This is a genomic window from Escherichia sp. MAL-1 (genome assembly GCF_052948035.1).
Window position 1 is genome coordinate 2,833,672 of sequence record NZ_CM129609.1, and the last position, 20,221, is coordinate 2,853,892.

Consider the following 20,221-nt stretch of genomic DNA (forward strand, 5'->3'; position numbering starts at 1 on the left):
TTGATGGTTAGCGCCGCCGGTCAGGCGGCTGAATGTGGATGCGGAAACAATTCAGGAAGGTCGGGACGGAATTCATGAGCTTGAATCTGTCCTTCGCTTGCCTTTACCAAAACAGGAACATGGATCGGGGAGATTTGTTTTTTCCCATTTAACCAGTCACAGACCGTGGATTGGGCCTTACCACATCGCTTCGCTAGCTCTTTCTGACTACCGGCGATTGCAATCGCTTTTTCTACAGCAGGGTTTTTCATAATCGCTCCTTCTATCAATTTAGGTTGATTATGTTTATCGCTTTAACGAATGTCAATCGCCTATGCGATTTTTTGCTTATTAATCGCTGTGGCGATAATATTTATGAAGGTTATTAGGGGGTATCTTTAATGAGTTTTTCTGAGCGATTAGATCGCGCAATGAATGAGGCGGGTTATACACAGGGCAAGCTAGCTAAGGCAGTTGGCATGGCACAGTCAAGTGTTAACAAGCTGCTAAATGGTGCATCAAGCTCAAGAAAAACGGTCGAGATAGCTTCTGTTCTCAATGTTCGCCCTGAATGGCTTTCCACGGGATCCGGACCGATGCGTAACGATGGCCAGCTACCGCCTCCCATTACCGCGACAAAAAAAGACTCAAACATATTCAGAGTTGACGTACTTGACCTGACATTTAGCGCGGGGCCAGGTTCTTTCATGATTTCTGAGTTTGTTGAGGTTCTACACGCCATTGAGTTCACAACCGAACACGCTCGTTCACTCTTCGGAAATCGTTCTCAGGAAGACGTAAAAGTAATGACGGTCGATGGCGACAGCATGTGTCCAACTATACAGTCTGGTGACAGATTGTTTTTCGATATTTCTGTAAGAAACTTCAAGGTCGACGGTGTTTATGCGTTCGTTTTCGGACAACATTTCCATGTGAAGCGCTTGCAGATGCAGGGCGATAGGTTGGCAGTTTTGTCTGATAACTCAGCTTATGAGAAGTGGTACATTAACGAAGGTAATCAGGATCAACTCTACGTAATGGGTAAGGCATTGATTCATGAATCAATAAAGTATAACCGATTGTAAAACTGTACTTTTTATCTACTTTGGCCCAGAAAAGGATCATAATTATGAAATCGGAATTATTTCATAGTGAAGCAAACTCCGAGATTATCACAGCGGATGAGTTCATTGATTTCATAAATTCATTCAAAAAACCAATAACTTGCCAAATCTGCGGGAACCAGTCATGGTCTGTAGTTGGTGCCTTTGATCTTGATGTAGAAGAAAATCAGCCAAAACATCATGTGATCGAAACACTTAGTTATGCACAATACAAACCTGATACTGATAGTGCTGTGACATATCCTGGCGGTATGCCACTATTTCGAATCACGTGTGATCACTGCGCACATGTACTGCTTTTTTCTTATAAAAAAGCCAGGACACTGATTAATAAAAGAAAAGAAGATCAAGGAGAGGATGGGAAGTGATGGGCCCATCTCTCAAAGCTGTCCCAGACTGCGGTTCTGGCATTGATAAAGATGACCTGTACCCCAATGTTCAAAACAGACTACGCGTCGATAAAGAAGAAATGTATACTAACTTTATCAAATCAACAGATGAAGCTAATGAAACTGATGGGGGAAATGAAATGTCATCAGTTAGCCGTGAAGAAATGCAAGCACTTCTAGCTGCCAATAAGGCGGAGATGGAGTCCATTGCATCTTCGATTAGAGCTGAAATGGCTTTGTCACGCGAGAATATGAACGTTCAGCTGGCATCGCTCAATTCATCTATTAGCTCTATTTCTTCTAAAATTGAAGGGAAAATGGATAGCGTTGATGGGGATGTAAAAGCCATCAATGGCAAATTCGAAGGTATACAAGGGCAAATTACAGGAATAAACACTGCGATTGGCGGTATTCAATCAGGTATTTCCACTAGGCTTGCTATTTTTGGCGTTATCATTGCGGTTGTCGTTGCATTACCTAGTCTTGTTTCTGCCTTGAAGAGTGATCCGCCCGTAGTTCAACCAGTAGCGCAGCAACCTGTTATCATCCAATTACCTCAAGAACCAACTACTCCACGAGTACTTCACCAACAGGAAAAATCAAAGTAAACCGGCATTATGCCGGTTTTCATATTCCTTTTCTCACCATAGCAGTGACATCCCACAACACTCCTTTGTGAATCACATTTCCAACCGCGCGACGCTTAGTCTCCAAGCTATCTACTATCGCATCTCGACTTATCACCACACCGTTGATTATCTACTCGACAACTGCACCGCCAATCTCGCCAGCCATGAAAGCAGCGCGATCTTCCAGCTGCTCATCACGTGACATATCCATTCCTAAACCCATATCAATATCCCCACCTGGTGTTTTTTTGAGCATATCACGCATCTCATACAAAAATAAATCACTTTATAAATCAAATAATAATCGGCAAAATCACAATATTATCGTTTAAGCGATTGATAAAATAAATCGCCTTAGCTATCATCACCCCATCGAGAAACACTAAGCGCATCAAGTTCAAACGTTCCGCTGGCCTGGCGACAAGGGCAAACGAGGGGATTGAGATGAAAGGTAATACGAAGAAAACAGGCATGATCGGCTTTGGAGCATGCTGGGCACGTAAATTCTATTCACGCCAAAAGCCAATGCAACTCCCAAGTTCTCGATCGAATGGCGGGAAAGGTTCAAACAGCCCTGAAGCAAAACACCATCGCCGCGCCCAGCAGAGATTCAACAAAACAGGCGGCATTCCTCGCGGCAAAGCCTACGTGAAAATGTACCGCCTGGGATATCGCAGCGAGAGCCGAAAAGACCTTATGCGAGCGACTCAATAGGTTTCAGGGCTAACGGCTGATCCTGTTCCGGCACATATCGCTCTTTGACAATAACAGCCAGTTTTTGCTTAGCCGCAGGGTCGTCATTAGATGTGACGAGTCTGTTTATCTGTTCTGAAAGTGAAAACCATCCGTGAGTATCGCAAACGTAAACCACTGATGGAACTTCACGAATAGTTGGTGGTTTTACTTTGATGTTAACCAACTGATTTGTCTGGTTAAAAGACAAAGAATCTTCACCACAAATAGGACATGGCTTAGTTACTGATTTCATAGTTATTCCTTGCTGGCTGTGTGAGAACTACCAGCATACCACCGAGCCTGAAGTGGATAAAAGACAGGCACATAAGAGTGGGTTTCGCGGTGGTGAACTGCAGAGTTAAAACGCTCAACTGTGAAGATCAGCACCACGGCACCACCAGCGAAGTTCACTCAGCAATAGTGGAGAACATCATGGTTCATCAGCACTACGGTACACAGACAGTAAACCGCGGCGCAGTTCAGCCTGGAATGCTCGTCAAACACAAGGATTCAACCTGGACGGCATCAGCTAATGCTCGTGGTCGTTTGTATCTGCATCGCGGCGTTGAGATGACTTACACCAGGGATTTGCTGGTTGAAGTTTACCTGAACGGTCTGGGGCATGGACTCAGCCACTAGCGGAGGATGTCATGTTAGACAAGAAATGCGGATATTGCGGCAAGCCGGTTAAACCGGAAGAAGTAATCAAAAGCACCCTTCTCTATCGCAACGGCTCACAGCTGGCGCGTAAAGAGAAAGAGTATTGCTCCAGACGTTGCGCTTCGCACGACCAGATGGCTCACGAAGGCTAACGTAAAACCCGCGCAAGGCGGGATCTACGTCCGGTGCCACCGACCAAAGTTACACCGGAAACAACATTAAAACCAAAGTTAACCCAATGGGCGCTATCAATGGTCCGGGAATTCTAGCACCCAAAAAAGAGGATCTCACATGGAATTTCCATATGTAGTTAAAGCCACGCAAAAGTCGGGAAAGCCTGATGCTTTTGTCTGGTTCACTGCAAAAACAGAGGCTCGCGCCAACCTGATGCTGGATGTTGCGCTGGAAGATGCTGGCATCGAAACGGGCCGTGGCAAGGACTACGCCAAACCGATTCGCACTGATTTCCCGGTTGTTGACGACCTGCCAGAAGAAGGTGAGATTGATTTCACCTGGTGTGATCGCTACGAACTTCAGGACGATGGGCGCACCTGGCTGCCAAAAGCCGCTGGTGAGTCTACTGGCACCGTTGACGCCTCCTCCACACTTACTCCGACCGTAATCGTTGAAGACGCGACTGCGTCCGAAATTGTCCCGGTTGAAAACCGTACTCCAGCAGTCCGCTATGCCGTCCATCTGATGATTGATAAATACCAGACTCATATCACTAAAGAGCAGCAACTGGCTGCCAGCGAAATGTCAATGGATGAAGGAAATACATATCTCCAGAGCATGCTTGTGGCAAGGAACGATGTGCCCGCGACCGCCAAACTCAGCCTGAATGCTGAGTGGAAAATGATTCGGGCGGTTAAGGACATTTTCACACCAGACGAAGAGCACGAACCAAGATTGATCGCTGCATTCATGTCTGACTGGGTGAACACCGATGCCGGTGACCGCAATCAACTGGTAGAAGACTGGCGCAGTGGTAAGTTGCAGTTGCTCAAAACTGAAACCAGCAACGCTGCTGACGTTACAACGGGTCAAGATCTCACTGTTGAGGACGGTATCCAGGCCGACGAGCACGGCCGGGCAGAAGGTGGCGTCGTTGATAGTGAAGTCGATACCGAAGAGCAATCCCAGCAGATACAGCAACCGAACCTGATCGTTGTTGCCACCCTGCCTTTCCGCCAGCGCGTACTGGCTCAGTTCATCGGTGATGGTGAATATCTCTATCACGTCGATGCCGGGCAGAAAAACGATATTGTCCGTCTTGAGATGGACACTGATGACGCGTACGTCCAGAACCTCCTGCTGGCTGCTGAGAATGTAGAAGCATTCAAAAAAGCTATTGATCTCGACATCCATAGAGTCGTGAAAGCCGTTAAGCAAGTATTCTCTGTCGACGGGAAAAAACCTGATCTGGCAACAGTTATCCAGTTCCTGACGGTGTGGTTCAAAACTGATTACATTGACCGCGGCATCCTGGCACGCGAATGGGCCGCCGGTAACCGCATCAGTAATGTTCAGCGCACCGATTCTGGTACCAACGCTGATGGCGGATATGTCACTGACCGTGGACCTGACGCACACCACACCCTGGACACTCTCGATTTAGAGATTGCCTGTGCCCTTCTGCCTATGGACTTCAACCACTTCGAGATCCCAGGCAGCATTCTTCGTCGCGCCAAAGAAATCGTGACCAAAAAAGAAGAACCGTGGAAATCATGGAGCAGCATTCTGCGCAATCAGCCTGGCGCTCTTGGCGTTAACCGCACGGCTATTTTTAACCTGGTACGTATCGCACCGGAAAATATTCATTTAACTCCTGTCGCTCACCTGGAATTTGTTAACCAGACCATGACAGCCGCGTTCAATTCCGCGGTCGAGTTATTGCCGTTGCATGAGGCTGAACCCGCAGCACAGGAAATTCCCCAACCTGAAGGTAAGGAGTCTCCGCGCAAATCCTTCTGCACTCACGAAGAGAACCTGCAACGCGTGCGTGAAGAAGGAGCACGCCGCCGCGCAGAGGAAGCGGCAGCACAACCGCAGAAAGTCGAACAAGAACTGGTTAAAAATGTCGGCAACGGAATATTCGACGTTACGGCTTTGCTGCAGAACTCAGCAACTCATGGCACGAAAAAGGCTACGGAGACCACCAGCAATGTGCAGGTTCAAGAAACTGTCAGTGATGAAAAACAAGCTGGTGATGAAGTACAGCCAGGCGAAAGCAGTCTGGAGTCTGGTGAAGAGTCAGATACCAGCCAGAAGGACGATGTAAACCAGAATACGGATTCTGTCGCCAAAAATAGCGATTCTGTAAGCCAAACCGAACCAGTTGCAGCACAAACCGAGCCAGAAGCGCAATCTGACGAACCGGCTGTTGTTTATCCCGCTTATTTCGAGCCAGGCCGCTATGAAGGGCTGCCAAACGAGGTTTACCACGCCGCCAACGGCATCAGCTCAACCCAGGTGAAAGATGCGCGCGTTTCGCTGATGTACTTCAATGCGCGCCACGTAGAGAAAACCATCGTCAAAGAGCGCTCAGCGGTGCTGGACATGGGCAACTTGGTGCATGCGCTGGCGTTGCAGCCTGAACTACTGGACGCAGAATTCAGCGTTGAACCGGTGATCCCTGAAGGCGCATTCACAACGGCCGCGACCCTGCGCGCCTTTATCGATGAGCACAATGCCAGCCTGCCGGCGCTGCTGTCTGCCGACGACATCAAGGTGTTACTGGAAGAGTACAACGCCACCCTGCCGCCGCAGGTTCCGCTTGGCGCTAACCTGGAAGAAACGGCACAGAACTATATGGCGCTGCCAGCTGACTTCCAGCGTATTGATGGTGACCAGAAGCAGACGGCGACGGCAATGAAGGCATGCATTAAAGAGTACAACGCCACCCTGCCGCCGCCGGTTAAAACCAGCGGCAGCCGTGACGCGCTGCTGGAGCAGTTGGCAATCATCAACCCTGACCTTGTGGCTCAGGAAGCACAGAAACCGGCACCACTGAAAGTGTCCGGTACCAAAGCAGACATGATCCAGGCCGTGAAGGCAGTCAAACCAGATGCCGTATTTGCCGACGAACTGCTGGATGCCTGGCGCGATAACCCGGAAGGAAAAGTGCTGGTCACCCGCCAGCAGCTGAGCACCGCGCTGAATATTCAAAAAGCGCTTCTGGCACACCCGACCGCCGGCATGCTGCTGACCCACCCTAGCCGAGCCGTTGAGGTGAGCTACTTTGGTTTTGACGAGGAGACGGGCTTGGAAGTTCGTGTGCGCCCTGACCTTGAGATCGACCTGGATGGCGTGCGTATAGGTGCAGACCTGAAAACCATCAGCATGTGGAATGTTAAGCAGGAAAGCCTGCGCGCCAGGCTACACCGGGAAATTATTGAACGTGATTATCACCTGAGCGCGGCTATGTACTGCGAAACCGCAGCGCTGGATCAGTTCTTCTGGATTTTCGTCAACAAAGACGAGAACTACCACTGGATCGCCATCATCGAGGCATCCGCTGAACTACTGGAGCTGGGTATGCTCGAGTACCGCAAAGCGATGCGCAATATCGCAACCGGATTCGACACAGGTGAATGGCCAGCGCCAATCACTGCTGACTACACCGACGAACTGAACGACTTCGACCTGCGCCGCCTTGAAGCGCTGCGTACTCAGGCATAAGGGGAATGATGATGGAAAACACGAATATCGTAACCGCTGAACAGCAGACTCCAAACACGATCTCAGCCAGCAATGCCATTTTCAACGTGCAGGCTTTAACCCAGCTTCAGTCTGTCGCCGGGTTGATGGCACAGGCAGCCGTAACGGTGCCTGAGCACCTCCGCGGCAATCCGGCAGACTGCATGGCCATCATCATGCAGGCGATGCAGTGGGGTATGAACCCTTACGCCGTGGCGCAAAAGACGCACCTGGTTAACGGTGTCCTGGGATACGAAGCGCAACTGGTTAATGCGGTGATCTCCAGCTCAAACGCCATCGTTGGCCGCTTTCACTATGAGTACGAGGGCGACTGGTCGAAATGTGCCAGCAGCCGCGAGATAACCGTTAAAAAGCCTGCGAAAGGTGGCGGGACGTACGACAAGAAAGAAATGGTACGCGGTTGGGAAAGTGCTGATGAACAAGGACTGTCGGTACGGGTAGGTGCCGTTATTCGCGGTGAAAGTGATATCACCTGGGGAGAGCCTGTTTTCCTCTCCAGCGTAATCACACGTAATTCTCCACTTTGGGTATCAAACCCGAAACAGCAGATCGCTTATCTGGCACTCAAATACTGGGCGCGCCTGTATTGCCCTGCAGTTGTTCTTGGTGTGTACACCCCTGATGAGATTGAACAGCGCACAGAAAAAGAGATCAACCCAACGCCGCAACGCGTTAGCCTGGCTGATATCTCAGGTGACACCGTCACAACCACGCAAAGCGCACAGGAATCGTCGGTAAATGTCGACTCTCTTGCCGATGATTTCCGCGAACGCATCGAATCTGCTCAGGACGTGGATAGCGCCAAATCGCTGCGTGCCGACATTGAAACGGCGAAAGCTACGCTGGGATCCGCACTATTCACCGAGCTGAAAAACAAAGCCGTAAAGCGTTATTACCTAGTGGATGCACGCAACAAGGTTGAGGAGGCTATTAAATCCCTGCCCCAGCCCGACGAGCCGCATGCAGCCGAACGGTTCGCTGAAGCCGAGCGCATGCTTGCATCTTCAAAGCGTCACTTAGGCGATGAACTGCACGATCAATTCAGCATCACCCTGGCGGATATGAAACCGGAATACGTGGCCTGACGAGACCGGGAGGGGTAACCCTCCCTCAAGGAGATTATATGCGACTGATCAATCGAGGAAGTAAGCAATCACCTTTAGCTCGCCAAGCATGCGACATCGCGCTGGCAGCTCACTTGCAAACATATGGCGACTATGGGCGAAGCAAGATGAAAGAGACTTATACGGTGAAGGTTGAAGGCGTGAAAGTCTGGGTGGAGGTGGTGAACCGAAAGGCGAGCTACGTGGCCACAGCGATGACCGGCATGCGCCGTCTCCGCTCCCTGCCCGGGCAGGTTGGTTGAAAAAGATTTTGAATGGCCCGAACGGGCAACTGGAGAGAGCTATGGATGATATTTTGGTAACGTCAGACCTGACCAGTCGCTACAAAATTTCACGCAAAACCCTTTGGTCATGGCAAAGTGCAGACACAATGCCTCGGGGCTTCGTATGCCCGTTCCCACCCCCTGACTGGCCCGGCAACCCTAACCGCTGGCGCTCTGAGTCAATCAAAGAGTGGGAGGATAAAAAGAAGATAAATTAACTGAAGGGCTCTCCGATGATCTCTTCAAGATGGCTCTGCCAAACGCGGAGCCAGTGTTTCTGATCATCGATATAGTCATGAAGGTTGTAATGCGCCATAACCCCCACCATCTGATGCCCGAGCAGCTTTTCAATTACGTGCGGCGGGCAACCTAACTCAGAGAGATTTGTGGCTATCGTCCGCCTCATATCATGAAGCGACCACTCTGCCATACCTGTTCCATTCCAAATAGAACGGGCGTAATTGGATGCCACAGGTGAATGAACGGGCGAATCTTTGATCCCGCCATCAATTTTACGTTGTGAAGTCACCAGGTGATTGGTGTTTATTTTCTTGAGGTGATTTCTGACCAGGTTAACGGCGGCGTCTGAGAGTCCCCTTCTAATATGTACCCGAGTTTTATAACTGCCCGCAGGCACGACCCACTCATTATCATCCAATCGAAACCATGATCTCTCACTAAGTCGAATCTCAGCCGTACGGCATCCGGTAAGCATAATAAATTTCACCAGGAAAACGGACTCTATCGACATATGGCTTTTCAACCACTGATAGATTTTGCGCAGATCGTCATCGTCCATCCTGCGAGTTCTCTTTTTAGGCTTTTGCCCGACATCAGATGGCAGTAATCCCTCGAGTGGGTTTGAGGCGATCACACTTCTGTTAACGCAGAACCTAAACGCCCGTTTGCACAGCGAAAGCATGTAATGAGCCATCACCCTGCTTTCTATAGAATCGAAGACGTTGATCCAGTGCATTTTCGCTGTGTTATCGACTTTGACATTCTTCATCGGTTCGGCGATATGTTTCTCAAACACCTGGCGATAGTAATCGACTTTAACTAGCCCGTTAGCGATACAGTGCCTTTCAATCCAGTAATTGAACGCTTCGGCAACGGACATCGCTTCCTGTCGGGTCTGCTTATCCAGCTTCACCTGCTCTCGCGGATCCAGTCCCTCAGTTAACCAGTTTCTGAATTGTTGGCGACGCTCTCTTGCCTGGGTGATACTCATTGCAGGATAATCACCAACATTGAGTTTTACCGCTTTACCGGCCCAGCGATACCGATAGAAAAATGATATTTTTCCGGCCTGGCTGATTCTGGCGTTGAGCCCGTGCGAATCAGAAATAATCTCGATATCATCTCTTTTCTTGCCGAGCGCCTTCCTGAGCTTTGTGTCGGTGATCATTGAATGGGTACACATTTTTGTTTTTGGGTACACAAAAGTGTACACAAAGTTGCCCACTCAAAGCTACACGCAATGTAACACTAGTTCGCAGAGTGTTATGGTTTACATCCTTGAAAGCCTGCTGGATAAGGGTTTAGCGTAACAGAACGTTTTTACGCGGAATTGTTCGTAATATGCCAAATGACAATTTAAGAAAGTGTTCTGAATAGAGATTCAATATTTAAGGGCACGGTTTTTGCAACCGTGTTCTTGTTTGGCCTTTCCTTATAGCCGGTCAGTGCATTCACCACCACAAGCAGATAATAACTTTATCTGTATTTCTTTATATGATGTGAGCATATTCAGGAAAAATGACCTTTCCTGAGGTACAGTTGCTCGCTCAAATCCTTTGATTACTGCGGATAAAGTCATCTACTATTGTTTAACACATTCACGCGCTGCATGTATGTTCAGAAAATGTGCACGCTAAGATAATTAAACAAAATTGTGGTTACAGAGGTATCAGTGAGTCACTGGGCTACATTCAAACAAACAGCAACAAATTTATGGGTGACCCTTCGGCACGACATTCTCGCGCTGGCCGTCTTTTTAAATGGTTTGCTTATTTTTAAAACAATCTATGGTATGTCGGTCAATTTGCTTGATATTTTCCATATCAAAGCATTTTCAGAGTTGGATCTCTCCTTGCTGGCAAACGCCCCACTCTTTATGCTCGGCGTCTTTCTTGTCCTGAACTCCATTGGCTTACTGTTCCGGGCAAAGCTCGCATGGGCAATCAGTATCATTTTGTTGTTGATAGCGCTAATTTACACCCTGCATTTTTATCCCTGGCTGAAATTTAGTATTGGATTTTGCATTTTTACGCTGGTGTTTTTGCTGATACTGCGCAAAGACTTCTCCCACAGTAGCGCCGCAGCCGGGACAATTTTTGCATTTATTAGTTTCACGACATTACTGTTTTACTCAACCTACGGTGCGCTTTATTTAAGCGAAGGTTTTAATCCGCGAATAGAAAGTTTGATGACCGCGTTCTATTTTTCGATAGAAACCATGTCAACCGTCGGCTATGGCGATATTGTCCCTGTTTCTGAATCAGCACGATTGTTCACTATTTCGGTCATTATTTCCGGCATTACCGTTTTTGCCACATCTATGACCTCAATTTTTGGTCCGCTTATCCGCGGGGGATTCAACAAACTTGTAAAAGGAAACAATCATACAATGCATCGTAAAGATCATTTTATTGTTTGCGGACATTCGATTCTCGCCATCAATACGATCCTGCAACTGAATCAACGCGGACAAAACGTAACGGTTATCAGCAACTTGCCTGAAGATGATATCAAGCAACTTGAGCAACGCTTAGGCGATAATGCTGATGTTATCCCCGGTGACAGTAATGACAGTTCTGTATTAAAGAAAGCGGGAATCGATCGTTGCCGGGCCATTCTGGCGCTGAGTGATAACGATGCAGATAACGCGTTTATTGTACTCTCGGCAAAAGATATGAGCAGTGATGTCAAAACAGTTCTCGCCGTCAGTGATAGCAAAAACCTGAATAAGATTAAGATGGTACATCCGGATATCATTCTCTCACCGCAACTGTTTGGCAGCGAAATTCTGGCGCGAGTTTTAAATGGTGAAGAGATTAATAATGATATGCTCGTTTCAATGTTGTTGAACTCAGGTCATGGTATTTTCAGCGATAACGATGAACTAGAAACGAAAGCTGACAGTAAAGAATCGGCGCAAAAATAGAGTTTAAAGACGGAAGAGTAAACTTATTGGGCACCGCAATGGTGCCCAGTACATTTAGATATTGTAGATCGCAAACAATAACGAGTTACGCTGTTTGTTTAGAATGCACTTCCTGATGCTGTGGATACGCATATTTCGGCGCGATTGCCCCTCAAGCCAACGCGATTTACGTCGGCTAGCCTGACGCTGCATGCGCCAGCGCCCCACTTCCGTTCTACTCCGCTTCATGTTAACTACTCTATGCAATAACAGAATGGTCATTATACCCCCACCCCCGACGCTGACCAGTGCTTTTCCCGCGTTTTTATTTGCCAGATGAATCCATATGCGTAAACTCATAACAATGCGCTTTCAAAAGGATTTCTAATCTATGACAACCGTTTATACGTTGGTGAGTTGGTTGGCCATTCTGGGATACTGGTTGCTCATTGCAGGCGTAACTTTACGCATTCTAATGAAACGACGCGCAGTTCCCTCCGCGATGGCCTGGCTGTTGATTATTTACATTCTGCCGTTAGTCGGAATTATTGCCTATCTTGCCGTTGGCGAGCTCCATTTAGGCAAACGCCGCGCTGAGCGCGCCAGAGCGATGTGGCCTTCCACCGCAAAATGGCTTAACGACCTTAAAGCCTGTAAGCATATCTTCGCCGAAGAAAATAGCAGTGTCGCTGCGCCATTATTCAAGCTTTGCGAGCGTCGTCAGGGGATCGCTGGGGTCAAAGGGAATCAGCTACAACTGATGACCGAGTCAGATGATGTGATGCAGGCGTTAATCCGCGACATCCAGCTCGCGCGCCATAATATTGAGATGGTGTTTTATATCTGGCAGCCCGGCGGCATGGCGGACCAGGTGGCTGAATCATTAATGGCGGCTGCGCGACGCGGCATTCATTGCCGATTGATGCTCGACTCCGCCGGGAGTGTGGCTTTTTTCCGCAGCCCGTGGCCCGAGCTAATGCGTAATGCCGGTATTGAAGTGGTCGAAGCCTTAAAGGTCAATCTGATGCGTGTGTTTTTACGCCGTATGGACCTGCGCCAACATCGCAAGATGATCATGATCGATAATTACATCGCGTACACCGGCAGCATGAATATGGTCGATCCTCGCTACTTCAAACAAGATGCGGGCGTAGGGCAATGGATTGATCTGATGGCGCGTATGGAAGGCCCTATCGCCACCGCGATGGGGATTATTTATTCCTGCGACTGGGAGATTGAAACCGGAAAACGTATTCTGCCGCCACCACCAGATGTCAATATTATGCCGTTTGAACAGGCCAGCGGTCACACCATTCACACAATTGCTTCTGGCCCCGGCTTTCCGGAAGATCTCATTCACCAGGCATTATTGACTGCGGCTTATTCGGCGCGTGAATATTTGATCATGACCACGCCCTACTTTGTGCCAAGCGATGATTTACTTCATGCGATTTGCACGGCGGCGCAGCGCGGGGTGGATGTCAGTATTATCCTTCCGCGAAAAAATGACTCGATGCTGGTCGGCTGGGCCAGTCGCGCATTCTTTACGGAACTGCTGGCTGCTGGGGTTAAAATTTATCAGTTTGAAGGCGGGTTACTGCATACCAAGAGCGTGCTGGTCGATGGCGAACTAAGTCTGGTTGGCACAGTTAACCTTGATATGCGTAGTCTGTGGCTAAATTTCGAGATTACCCTGGCAATCGACGATAAAGGTTTTGGTGCTGACCTCGCCGCCGTTCAGGACGATTATATTTCGCGTTCACGTCTGCTCGATGCCCGTTTATGGCTAAAACGTCCATTATGGCAACGTGTCGCCGAGCGACTGTTTTACTTCTTCAGTCCGTTGCTGTAAAACGTCGCCAACAGAGGTTAAACAGGTAGTAACTATGGATATGGATCTAAACAATCGCCTGACTGAAGATGAAACGCTTGAACAGGCCTACGATATTTTTCTCGAACTGGCTGCCGACAATCTCGATCCAGCTGATGTTCTGCTGTTCAATCTTCAGTTTGAAGAGCGCGGCGGCGCGGAGTTATTCGATCCGGCGGAAGACTGGCAGGAACATGTTGATTTCGACTTGAACCCGGACTTTTTTGCCGAAGTGGTGATTGGTCTGGCGGACAGTGAAGATGGTGAAATCAACGATGTTTTTGCCCGCATTCTGTTATGCCGCGAAAAAGATCACAAACTTTGCCATATCATCTGGCGGGAATAAATAATCGCTTTTAGCGTGAAAAAGGGCTGACAACTGTCAGCCCTTATTGTTTTTAAAGCGGATCGACTTTCAGGCAAGAAACGGCGTGTCTGAAACTCCCCTCCAGAACAGGACGTGTTTTGGCGCACTCTGGACCGGCAATCGGGCAACGGGTACGGAAAACACAACCGGAAGGCGGGTTGATCGGCGACGGTAATTCCCCTTCCAGTAACTGGATGGTTTTGTTCTTCTCCAGATCCGGATCAGGTATGGGGACTGCCGACATCAATGCCCTGGTGTAAGGATGTAGTGGATTGTGGTAGACCTCATCATAGGTCCCCAGTTCTACCGCATGGCCGAGATACATCACCAACACACGATCGGAAATGTGTTTTACCACGGCCAGGTCATGAGCGATAAAAATTAATGACAATCCCATCTCACGTTGCAATTGCTGGAGCAGGTTGACCACCTGTGCCTGAATTGACACGTCCAGCGCCGATACCGGCTCATCACAGATAATCAGCTTCGGTTCAAGAATAAGAGCACGCGCAATCCCGATACGCTGGCACTGCCCACCAGAGAACTCATGCGGATAGCGGTTAATCAGGTTAGGCAATAACCCGACTTTCAGCATCATCGCCTTCACGCGCTCGCGAACTTCCTGGCGTGACATTTTCGGATGATAAGTACGCAGTGGTTCAGCGATGATCTCGCCGATGGTCATACGCGGGTTTAGCGATGCCAACGGATCCTGGAAAATCATCTGAATATCACTGCGAACGGCACGCCATTCATCGGGTTTCATGCCCAGCAACTCTTTACCTAACCAGGCAACATGACCGTCGGTCGCCTTGACCAAACCGATGATGGCGCGAGCAAAGGTGGACTTACCGCATCCCGATTCCCCTACCACACCTAATGTTTCCCCTTCATACAGGCGAAGAGTGACACCATCGACGGCTTTGAGCGTTTTCGGCGGTTGCCAGAACCACTGTTTGCCATCTTTGATTTCAAAGTGCACTTTAAGATCGGCGATTTCAAGGAGGACTTTTCTTCCTTCAGTTACAGCATTCATAACAGTTCCTCCACCGGTTTAAAGCAAGCACGCAGACGGCCAGGCGTAAACTCTTCCAGCGGCGGTGCGCTACTACAAATTTCCATCGCATGCGGACAACGTGGCTGGAACGGGCAACCTTTCGGTAATCGCAGCAGGTTTGGCGGATTACCCGGGATGGTCAACATTGTTTCACCTTCCGCATCGAGACGCGGCACCGCGTTGAGCAAACCGATAGAATAAGGATGAACGGGTTGATAAAAGACATCGCGCGCGTTGCCATATTCCATCGTGCGCCCGGCGTACATTACCAGCACTTTGTCGCAGATCCCCGCCACCACGCCAAGATCGTGGGTGATCATAATGATGGCGGTATTAAATTCCCGCTTCAGTTCATTTAATAGCGTCATGATCTGCGCCTGTACGGTGACGTCCAGCGCAGTTGTTGGTTCATCCGCAATCAGCAGCTTAGGTCGACATAACAAGGCCATCGCAATCATGACTCGCTGACGCATGCCGCCAGAAAATTCGTGCGGGTACATTTTCATGCGTTTACGCGCTTCCGGCATTTTTACCGCATCGAGCATCCGCACCGACTCTTCAAACGCCTCAGCTTTGCTCATGTTCTTATGCAGCATCAGCACTTCCATCAACTGCTCACCGACGCGCATATAGGGATTCAACGAAGTCATTGGGTCCTGAAAAATCATTGAGATTTGTTCAGCGCGCAGTTTATTGAGTTCATGCTCTGGCAAATTGAGGATTTCACGCCCATTGAAGGTTGCCGATCCGCCAATACGTCCGTTGGCAGCCAACAGGCCCATCAACGCAAATGCAGTTTGCGATTTACCCGAACCAGACTCACCTACAATACCCAGCGTTTCTCCGGCACGTAGGGAAAAATTCAAATCATTGACCGCCGTGACGTCGCCGTCCGGGGTACTAAAGGTGACACGCAAATCTTTCACGTTCAGCAGTGCGTCAGCCTGTTGTTGTGCGAGCGGCACAGTTGCAGTTTCAATTACGCTCATGGCTGCACTCCTTAACGATCTTTCGGGTCGAGGGCATCACGCAAGCCATCGCCGATAAAGTTGAAACAAAACAGCGTCACCACGAGGAATCCCGCTGGGAACAACAATAACCATGGAGAGACTTCCATCGAGTTCGCGCCATCACTCAGCAATGCACCCCAGCTGCTTAACGGCTCTTGCGTACCCAACCCCAGGAAGCTAAGGAAAGATTCAAAGAGGATCATGCTGGGCACCAGAAGTGATGCGTAGACCACCACCACACCGAGTACATTCGGCACAATGTGGCGAATAACAATGCCCGATGTCGATACACCGCCAACTTGTGCCGCCTCAATAAACTCTTTGCGCTTCAGACTCAGGGTTTGTCCACGCACAATACGAGCCATATCCAGCCAGGAAACCATGCCAATCGCCACGAAAATCAGCAGGATGTTTTGACCGAAAAAGGTCACAAGCAAAATGACGAAGAACATGAATGGGAAGGAGTTGAGGATTTCCAGCAGACGCATCATTACCGAATCCACTTTACCGCCCAGATAACCGGAAAGCGAACCATAAAGTGTCCCCACGACCACTGCCACCAGTGCCGCAGCAACACCGACCATGAGTGAGATACGCCCGCCAATCGCAACGCGCACAAGCAGGTCGCGACCGGATGAGTCAGTACCAAAGTAGTGACCGGACTCCATATCCGGGGCGCTGGACATCATCGCCCAGTCAGTATCGTCATAGGCAAACTGCGAAAGCATCGGTGCCAGGATTACAAATAACGCGATCAGCACCAGCACTATCAGACTGGCAACCGCCGCACGGTTATGCATAAAACGTCGACGTGCGTCCTGCCACAAGCTGCGCCCTTCGACCTCCAGCTTTTCACTGAAATTTTCCAGCGTCTCGCTGTTTTTCTTACTTAACATCATCGCGAGCTCCAGTATCAGTAACGGATTTTCGGGTCGATAACCGCATATAGCACATCGACAATGGCATTAAACAAAATGGTTAACGCACCAACCAGGATGGTCAGGCTTAACACTAAGGAATAGTCACGGTTCAATGCGCCATTAACGAACAGTTGCCCAATCCCCGGCAAACCATAAATGGTTTCGATGACCATAGAACCGGTAATAATGCCGACAAATGCGGGGCCCATATAGGAGAGCACGGGTAACAGAGCAGGTTTTAATGCGTGGCGTAAAATGATCCGCCGCATAGGTAACCCTTTCGCCCGGGCAGTACGAATAAAGTTGGAGTGTAATACTTCAATCATAGAGCCACGGGTAATACGCGCAATACTGGCGATATAAGCGAGTGACAACGCCACCATCGGCAATATCATGAATTTAAGCGCCCCACCATTCCAGCCACCGCCCGGCAGCCAATGCAAAATGATCGCAAATATCATGACTAATAATGGTGCAACCACAAAACTGGGGATAACAACCCCGGTCATTGCCAGGCCCATCACGGTATAGTCCCATTTGGTGTTTTGTTTTAATGCGGCAATAACGCCAGCACTAACACCCAGTATTACCGCAAGGAAAAATGCTGCGGCTCCCAATTTGGCAGAAACGGGAAAACTGGATGCAACCAGGTCATTGACCGAATAATCTTTATATTTAAACGATGGACCGAAATCACCGTGCGCCAGTTGTTTCAGGTAGCTGAAATACTGTGTCATGATCGGATCATTAAGATGATATTTCGCTTCGATATTGGCCATCACTTCTGGCGGTAAAGTACGTTCGCCGGTAAAAGGGCTTCCCGGCGCGAGGCGCATCATAAAGAACGAAATAGTAATAAGAATAAATAGCGTCGGAATCGCTTCCAGACAGCGACGTAGAATAAATTTTAACATTGCCCTACCTTCTGGCCTGTGCCTTCTGTAATGCGATAAAAATCAGACACCGTGGAGCAGGACACTCCTGCCCCACGCATTGCCATTAGTGCTTCACAATGTACATATTCCGGGTATAGGTATTATCCAGCGGATCTTTGCCGGTATAGCCACCAACCCACGGTTTCACCAGACGCGCATTCACGTAGTAATAAACAGGAACAATGGCCGAATCCTTATCCAGCTGTTGTTCTGCTTTAGTGTACAGAGCTGTGCGCTGCGCCTCGTCAGTCACTTTCAGCGTTTCCGCCATAATGCTGTCAAAGGCCGGGCTCTTATAATGCGCGGTATTCATCGAGCTGTTCGAAAGCATGGTGTTCAGGAAGGAAGTTGGTTCGTTGTAGTCAGCACACCAGCCTGCACGGGCCACATCAAAAGTGCCCTGGTGACGGGTGTCGAGGAACGTTTTCCACTCCTGGTTAACCAGTTTGACGTTTACACCAATGTTTTTCTTCCACAATGAAGAGGCAGCAATCGCCAGCTTTTTATGCAGATCGGAGGTGTTATACAGCAGGTTGATGGTCAACGGTTTGTCTGCGGTATAACCCGCTTCAGCCAGCAGTTTTTTCGCTTCTTCGTTACGTTTTTCCTGGCTCCAGCCAAACCATTCTGGCTGAGTCAATTTTGCGCCATCAGTATACGGTGGAGTGTAACCATAGGCGGGCATGTCGCCCTGCGCTTTCACTTTATTAACAATGATATCGCGGTCCATACCTAGTTTCAGTGCGGTACGCACACGCACATCGTTGAATGGCGGTTTCTGGTTGTTAATTTCGTAATAGTAAGTGCACAGGTATGGATCAACGTGAACTTCGTCCGGGATCTCTTTTTTCAGCTTCTGGAACAATTCGATCGGCATGTTGTTATACGTCATGTCGATTTCACCACTACGGTAGCGGTTGACATCGGTAACTTCAGAAGCAATAGGCAAATAGGTTACCTGGTTAATAACGGTTTTCGCGTTGTTCCAGTAGGTCGGGCTGCGTTCAAGAACGATTCGTTCGTTTACGACCCAATCTTTTAAGGTATAGGCACCGTTGGTGACGATATTACCAGGCTGGGTCCATTTTTCGCCGAATTTCTCGATAGCGGCTTTTGGCACCGGTGAAGTTGATGGGTGAACAAGTAATTTATAGAAGTACGGAACGGGTTCACTTAAGGTGACTTCTAATGTGTGATCATCAATAGCTTTCACGCCGAGATCGGTAATCGGTTTTTTCCCTTCAAGAATTTCATCAATACCGGCGATATGCCCATATTGCAGATAACTGGCATACGGAGAAGCAGTGTTCGGATCAACAGAACGTTGCCAGCTATACACAAAGTCTTGTGCTGTGACTGGCGTGCCATCAGACCATTTCGCATCTTTACGCAAATGGAAGGTCCAGACTTTCGCGTCTTTATTATCCCAGGATTCAGCGACGCCAGGTGCTGGATGACCGTCAAGATCGCTGACCAGTAAGCCTTCAAACAGGTCTCGGCTGATATTAGACTCCGGAACACCTTCAATTTTGTGCGGATCTAATGACTGAACTTCTGAACCATTGTTACGTACCAGTGTTTGTTTTTCCGCCAGTGTGACGCCTGCGGGTACATCAGCTGCCAGCGCGACATTCCCTGCCATTAGCGCAGCCAGAACGCCAGCTGCTACTAAACTTCTCTTGGTGATGTTGGTCATTGTTTTTTGGACTCCCTCATTATAATTACTGGTATTAACCAGCATGTGTAATCCCGGATTGGGACCCTGCACAGGCTCGGAGACTTTCTGCTGTCAGGTTACTTTATCGTTACGTATTACTATCACCGACTTTATTTATTCTGGTGATTCAGACGATCACCTTATGTCGATTCGTACTGTGTCTCCCCTGTCGAGACACATTATTCTTTCGCGACGCTCTTTAATTGTTAATTATTCTCATTACCAATAAAGAATCGTCTGGCGGTTGCCCGGAAAGTACCAAATGCGGTTCTTACTCGCCAATACATTTTGCAAAATTGTTAAGCAATTCTCTTTTATTGACCGTATCAGAGTCTATAGCTTGCATCAATGCCTTAACAAACATCTTTCAATTCAATCAAATAGAGATTGGCTAAGCATGTCTATCTTTTCTGATTACAGTTCCAGTAGTGAAATGCACAATAATTTAACAATTGATTATTATTTAGCACTTTCCTCTACCAAAGGCAGTGGAATTACTAATATCATTTCAATTATTCTTCAGCAAGCCCAGGATTATGATGTGGCGAAAATAACATGATGGTGAGGAGAAGCAGTT

General features: G+C 48.6%; 22 protein-coding genes and 1 pseudogene. 13 read left to right on the plus strand and 10 right to left on the minus strand.

Going from position 1 to position 20,221, the window contains the following annotated elements; translation table 11 throughout:
• Positions 1-20: 20 nt before the first annotated feature.
• On the minus strand, positions 21-251 hold the full coding sequence (locus tag ACU8XX_RS14155; RefSeq protein WP_016156233.1) for a transcriptional regulator: 231 nt from the start codon (positions 249-251) through the stop codon (positions 21-23).
• Between the two features lie 129 nt (positions 252-380).
• On the opposite strand from ACU8XX_RS14155, the gene ACU8XX_RS14160 reads away from it, so the two are divergent.
• Genes ACU8XX_RS14160 through ACU8XX_RS14170 form a run of 3 tightly spaced genes read left to right on the plus strand, consistent with a single transcriptional unit; the run spans position 381 to position 2,100 of the window.
• A complete protein-coding gene (locus ACU8XX_RS14160; protein ID WP_016247091.1) occupies positions 381-1,064 on the plus strand; it encodes a LexA family transcriptional regulator in 684 nt (227 codons plus the stop codon).
• 44 nt (positions 1,065-1,108) lie between these two features.
• On the plus strand, positions 1,109-1,471 hold the full coding sequence (locus ACU8XX_RS14165; RefSeq protein WP_016247090.1) for a hypothetical protein: 363 nt from the start codon (positions 1,109-1,111) through the stop codon (positions 1,469-1,471).
• On the plus strand, positions 1,471-2,100 hold the full coding sequence (locus ACU8XX_RS14170) for a hypothetical protein (protein WP_016247089.1): 630 nt from the start codon (positions 1,471-1,473) through the stop codon (positions 2,098-2,100). Before ACU8XX_RS14165 ends, ACU8XX_RS14170 begins: the two co-directional genes overlap by 1 nt.
• Before the next feature lie 19 nt (positions 2,101-2,119).
• On the opposite strand, the pseudogene ACU8XX_RS14175 reads toward ACU8XX_RS14170, so the two are convergent.
• Positions 2,120-2,326 (minus strand): annotated as a pseudogene (locus ACU8XX_RS14175) (hypothetical protein).
• Positions 2,327-2,565: 239 nt separating this feature from the next.
• Between ACU8XX_RS14175 and ACU8XX_RS14180 the strand changes: the two are divergent.
• Positions 2,566-2,835 (plus strand): hypothetical protein, encoded by a 270-nt coding sequence (locus tag ACU8XX_RS14180; RefSeq protein ID WP_016247087.1) that lies wholly within the window; start codon positions 2,566-2,568, stop codon positions 2,833-2,835.
• Here ACU8XX_RS14180 and ACU8XX_RS14185 read toward each other — a convergent pair.
• Complete coding sequence (locus ACU8XX_RS14185; RefSeq protein ID WP_016247086.1) at positions 2,816-3,109, minus strand: hypothetical protein; 294 nt, start codon at positions 3,107-3,109, stop codon at positions 2,816-2,818. The genes ACU8XX_RS14180 and ACU8XX_RS14185 overlap by 20 nt on opposite strands.
• Positions 3,110-3,288: 179 nt before the next feature.
• Here ACU8XX_RS14185 and ACU8XX_RS14190 point away from each other — a divergent pair, with 179 nt between their 5' ends.
• From ACU8XX_RS14190 to ACU8XX_RS14210, 5 genes are all read left to right on the plus strand, one after another.
• A complete protein-coding gene (locus ACU8XX_RS14190; RefSeq protein ID WP_032935469.1) occupies positions 3,289-3,495 on the plus strand; it encodes a phage encoded cell division inhibitor protein in 207 nt (68 codons plus the stop codon).
• An 11-nt stretch (positions 3,496-3,506) separates the two neighbouring features.
• Positions 3,507-3,668, plus strand: coding sequence for a YdaE family protein (locus ACU8XX_RS14195; RefSeq protein WP_061360104.1), 162 nt, complete (start codon positions 3,507-3,509; stop codon positions 3,666-3,668).
• Between the two features lie 139 nt (positions 3,669-3,807).
• Entirely contained in the window at positions 3,808-7,197 is a 3,390-nt protein-coding gene (locus ACU8XX_RS14200; protein WP_446908304.1) for a RecE family exodeoxyribonuclease, read from the plus strand.
• Between the two features lie 11 nt (positions 7,198-7,208).
• The gene (locus ACU8XX_RS14205; RefSeq protein WP_000432226.1) at positions 7,209-8,321 is read left to right on the plus strand and encodes a RecT family recombinase; all 1,113 of its coding nucleotides are present in this window, start codon (positions 7,209-7,211) and stop codon (positions 8,319-8,321) included.
• A 38-nt stretch (positions 8,322-8,359) separates the two neighbouring features.
• Entirely contained in the window at positions 8,360-8,602 is a 243-nt protein-coding gene (locus tag ACU8XX_RS14210; RefSeq protein WP_001237029.1) for a DUF4060 family protein, read from the plus strand.
• Positions 8,603-8,837: 235 nt separating this feature from the next.
• On the opposite strand, the gene ACU8XX_RS14215 is transcribed toward ACU8XX_RS14210, so the two are convergent.
• Entirely contained in the window at positions 8,838-10,031 is a 1,194-nt protein-coding gene (locus ACU8XX_RS14215; protein WP_000627155.1) for a tyrosine-type recombinase/integrase, read from the minus strand.
• A 504-nt stretch (positions 10,032-10,535) separates the two neighbouring features.
• Between ACU8XX_RS14215 and kch the strand changes: the two genes are divergently transcribed.
• Positions 10,536-11,789, plus strand: coding sequence for a voltage-gated potassium channel protein (gene kch, locus ACU8XX_RS14220; RefSeq protein ID WP_032173987.1), 1,254 nt, complete (start codon positions 10,536-10,538; stop codon positions 11,787-11,789).
• Positions 11,790-11,843: 54 nt separating this feature from the next.
• Here kch and ACU8XX_RS14225 read toward each other — a convergent pair whose 3' ends face one another.
• Positions 11,844-12,017 (minus strand): YciY family protein, encoded by a 174-nt coding sequence (locus ACU8XX_RS14225; RefSeq protein ID WP_001309467.1) that lies wholly within the window; start codon positions 12,015-12,017, stop codon positions 11,844-11,846.
• A 142-nt stretch (positions 12,018-12,159) separates the two neighbouring features.
• Here ACU8XX_RS14225 and cls point away from each other — a divergent pair, with 142 nt between their 5' ends.
• Both cls and ACU8XX_RS14235 read left to right on the plus strand, forming a co-directional pair.
• Positions 12,160-13,620, plus strand: coding sequence for a cardiolipin synthase (gene cls, locus ACU8XX_RS14230; protein WP_000214516.1), 1,461 nt, complete (start codon positions 12,160-12,162; stop codon positions 13,618-13,620).
• Between the two features lie 34 nt (positions 13,621-13,654).
• Complete coding sequence (locus tag ACU8XX_RS14235; protein ID WP_000366959.1) at positions 13,655-13,984, plus strand: HI1450 family dsDNA-mimic protein; 330 nt, start codon at positions 13,655-13,657, stop codon at positions 13,982-13,984.
• Between the two features lie 52 nt (positions 13,985-14,036).
• On the opposite strand, the gene oppF is transcribed toward ACU8XX_RS14235, so the two are convergent.
• The 5 genes from oppF to oppA form a co-directional block, all read right to left on the minus strand.
• Positions 14,037-15,041, minus strand: coding sequence for a murein tripeptide/oligopeptide ABC transporter ATP-binding protein OppF (oppF, locus tag ACU8XX_RS14240; protein WP_000994905.1), 1,005 nt, complete (start codon positions 15,039-15,041; stop codon positions 14,037-14,039).
• The gene (oppD, locus tag ACU8XX_RS14245; protein WP_000110945.1) at positions 15,038-16,051 is read right to left on the minus strand and encodes a murein tripeptide/oligopeptide ABC transporter ATP-binding protein OppD; all 1,014 of its coding nucleotides are present in this window, start codon (positions 16,049-16,051) and stop codon (positions 15,038-15,040) included. The genes oppF and oppD overlap by 4 nt, the downstream gene beginning before the upstream one ends.
• Before the next feature lie 11 nt (positions 16,052-16,062).
• Positions 16,063-16,971: an oligopeptide ABC transporter permease OppC gene (oppC, locus tag ACU8XX_RS14250; RefSeq protein ID WP_000979661.1), complete on the minus strand. Its 909-nt coding sequence runs from the start codon at positions 16,969-16,971 to the stop codon at positions 16,063-16,065.
• A 14-nt stretch (positions 16,972-16,985) separates the two neighbouring features.
• On the minus strand, positions 16,986-17,906 hold the full coding sequence (gene oppB, locus ACU8XX_RS14255; protein ID WP_000911112.1) for an oligopeptide ABC transporter permease OppB: 921 nt from the start codon (positions 17,904-17,906) through the stop codon (positions 16,986-16,988).
• 85 nt (positions 17,907-17,991) lie between these two features.
• Positions 17,992-19,623, minus strand: coding sequence for an oligopeptide ABC transporter substrate-binding protein OppA (gene oppA / locus ACU8XX_RS14260; protein ID WP_001297114.1), 1,632 nt, complete (start codon positions 19,621-19,623; stop codon positions 17,992-17,994).
• A 283-nt stretch (positions 19,624-19,906) separates the two neighbouring features.
• On the opposite strand from oppA, the gene ACU8XX_RS14265 reads away from it, so the two are divergent.
• Positions 19,907-20,203, plus strand: a complete 297-nt coding sequence (locus ACU8XX_RS14265; protein ID WP_016242064.1) for a hypothetical protein — start codon at positions 19,907-19,909, stop codon at positions 20,201-20,203.
• The last annotated feature ends 18 nt before the right edge of the window (positions 20,204-20,221 follow it).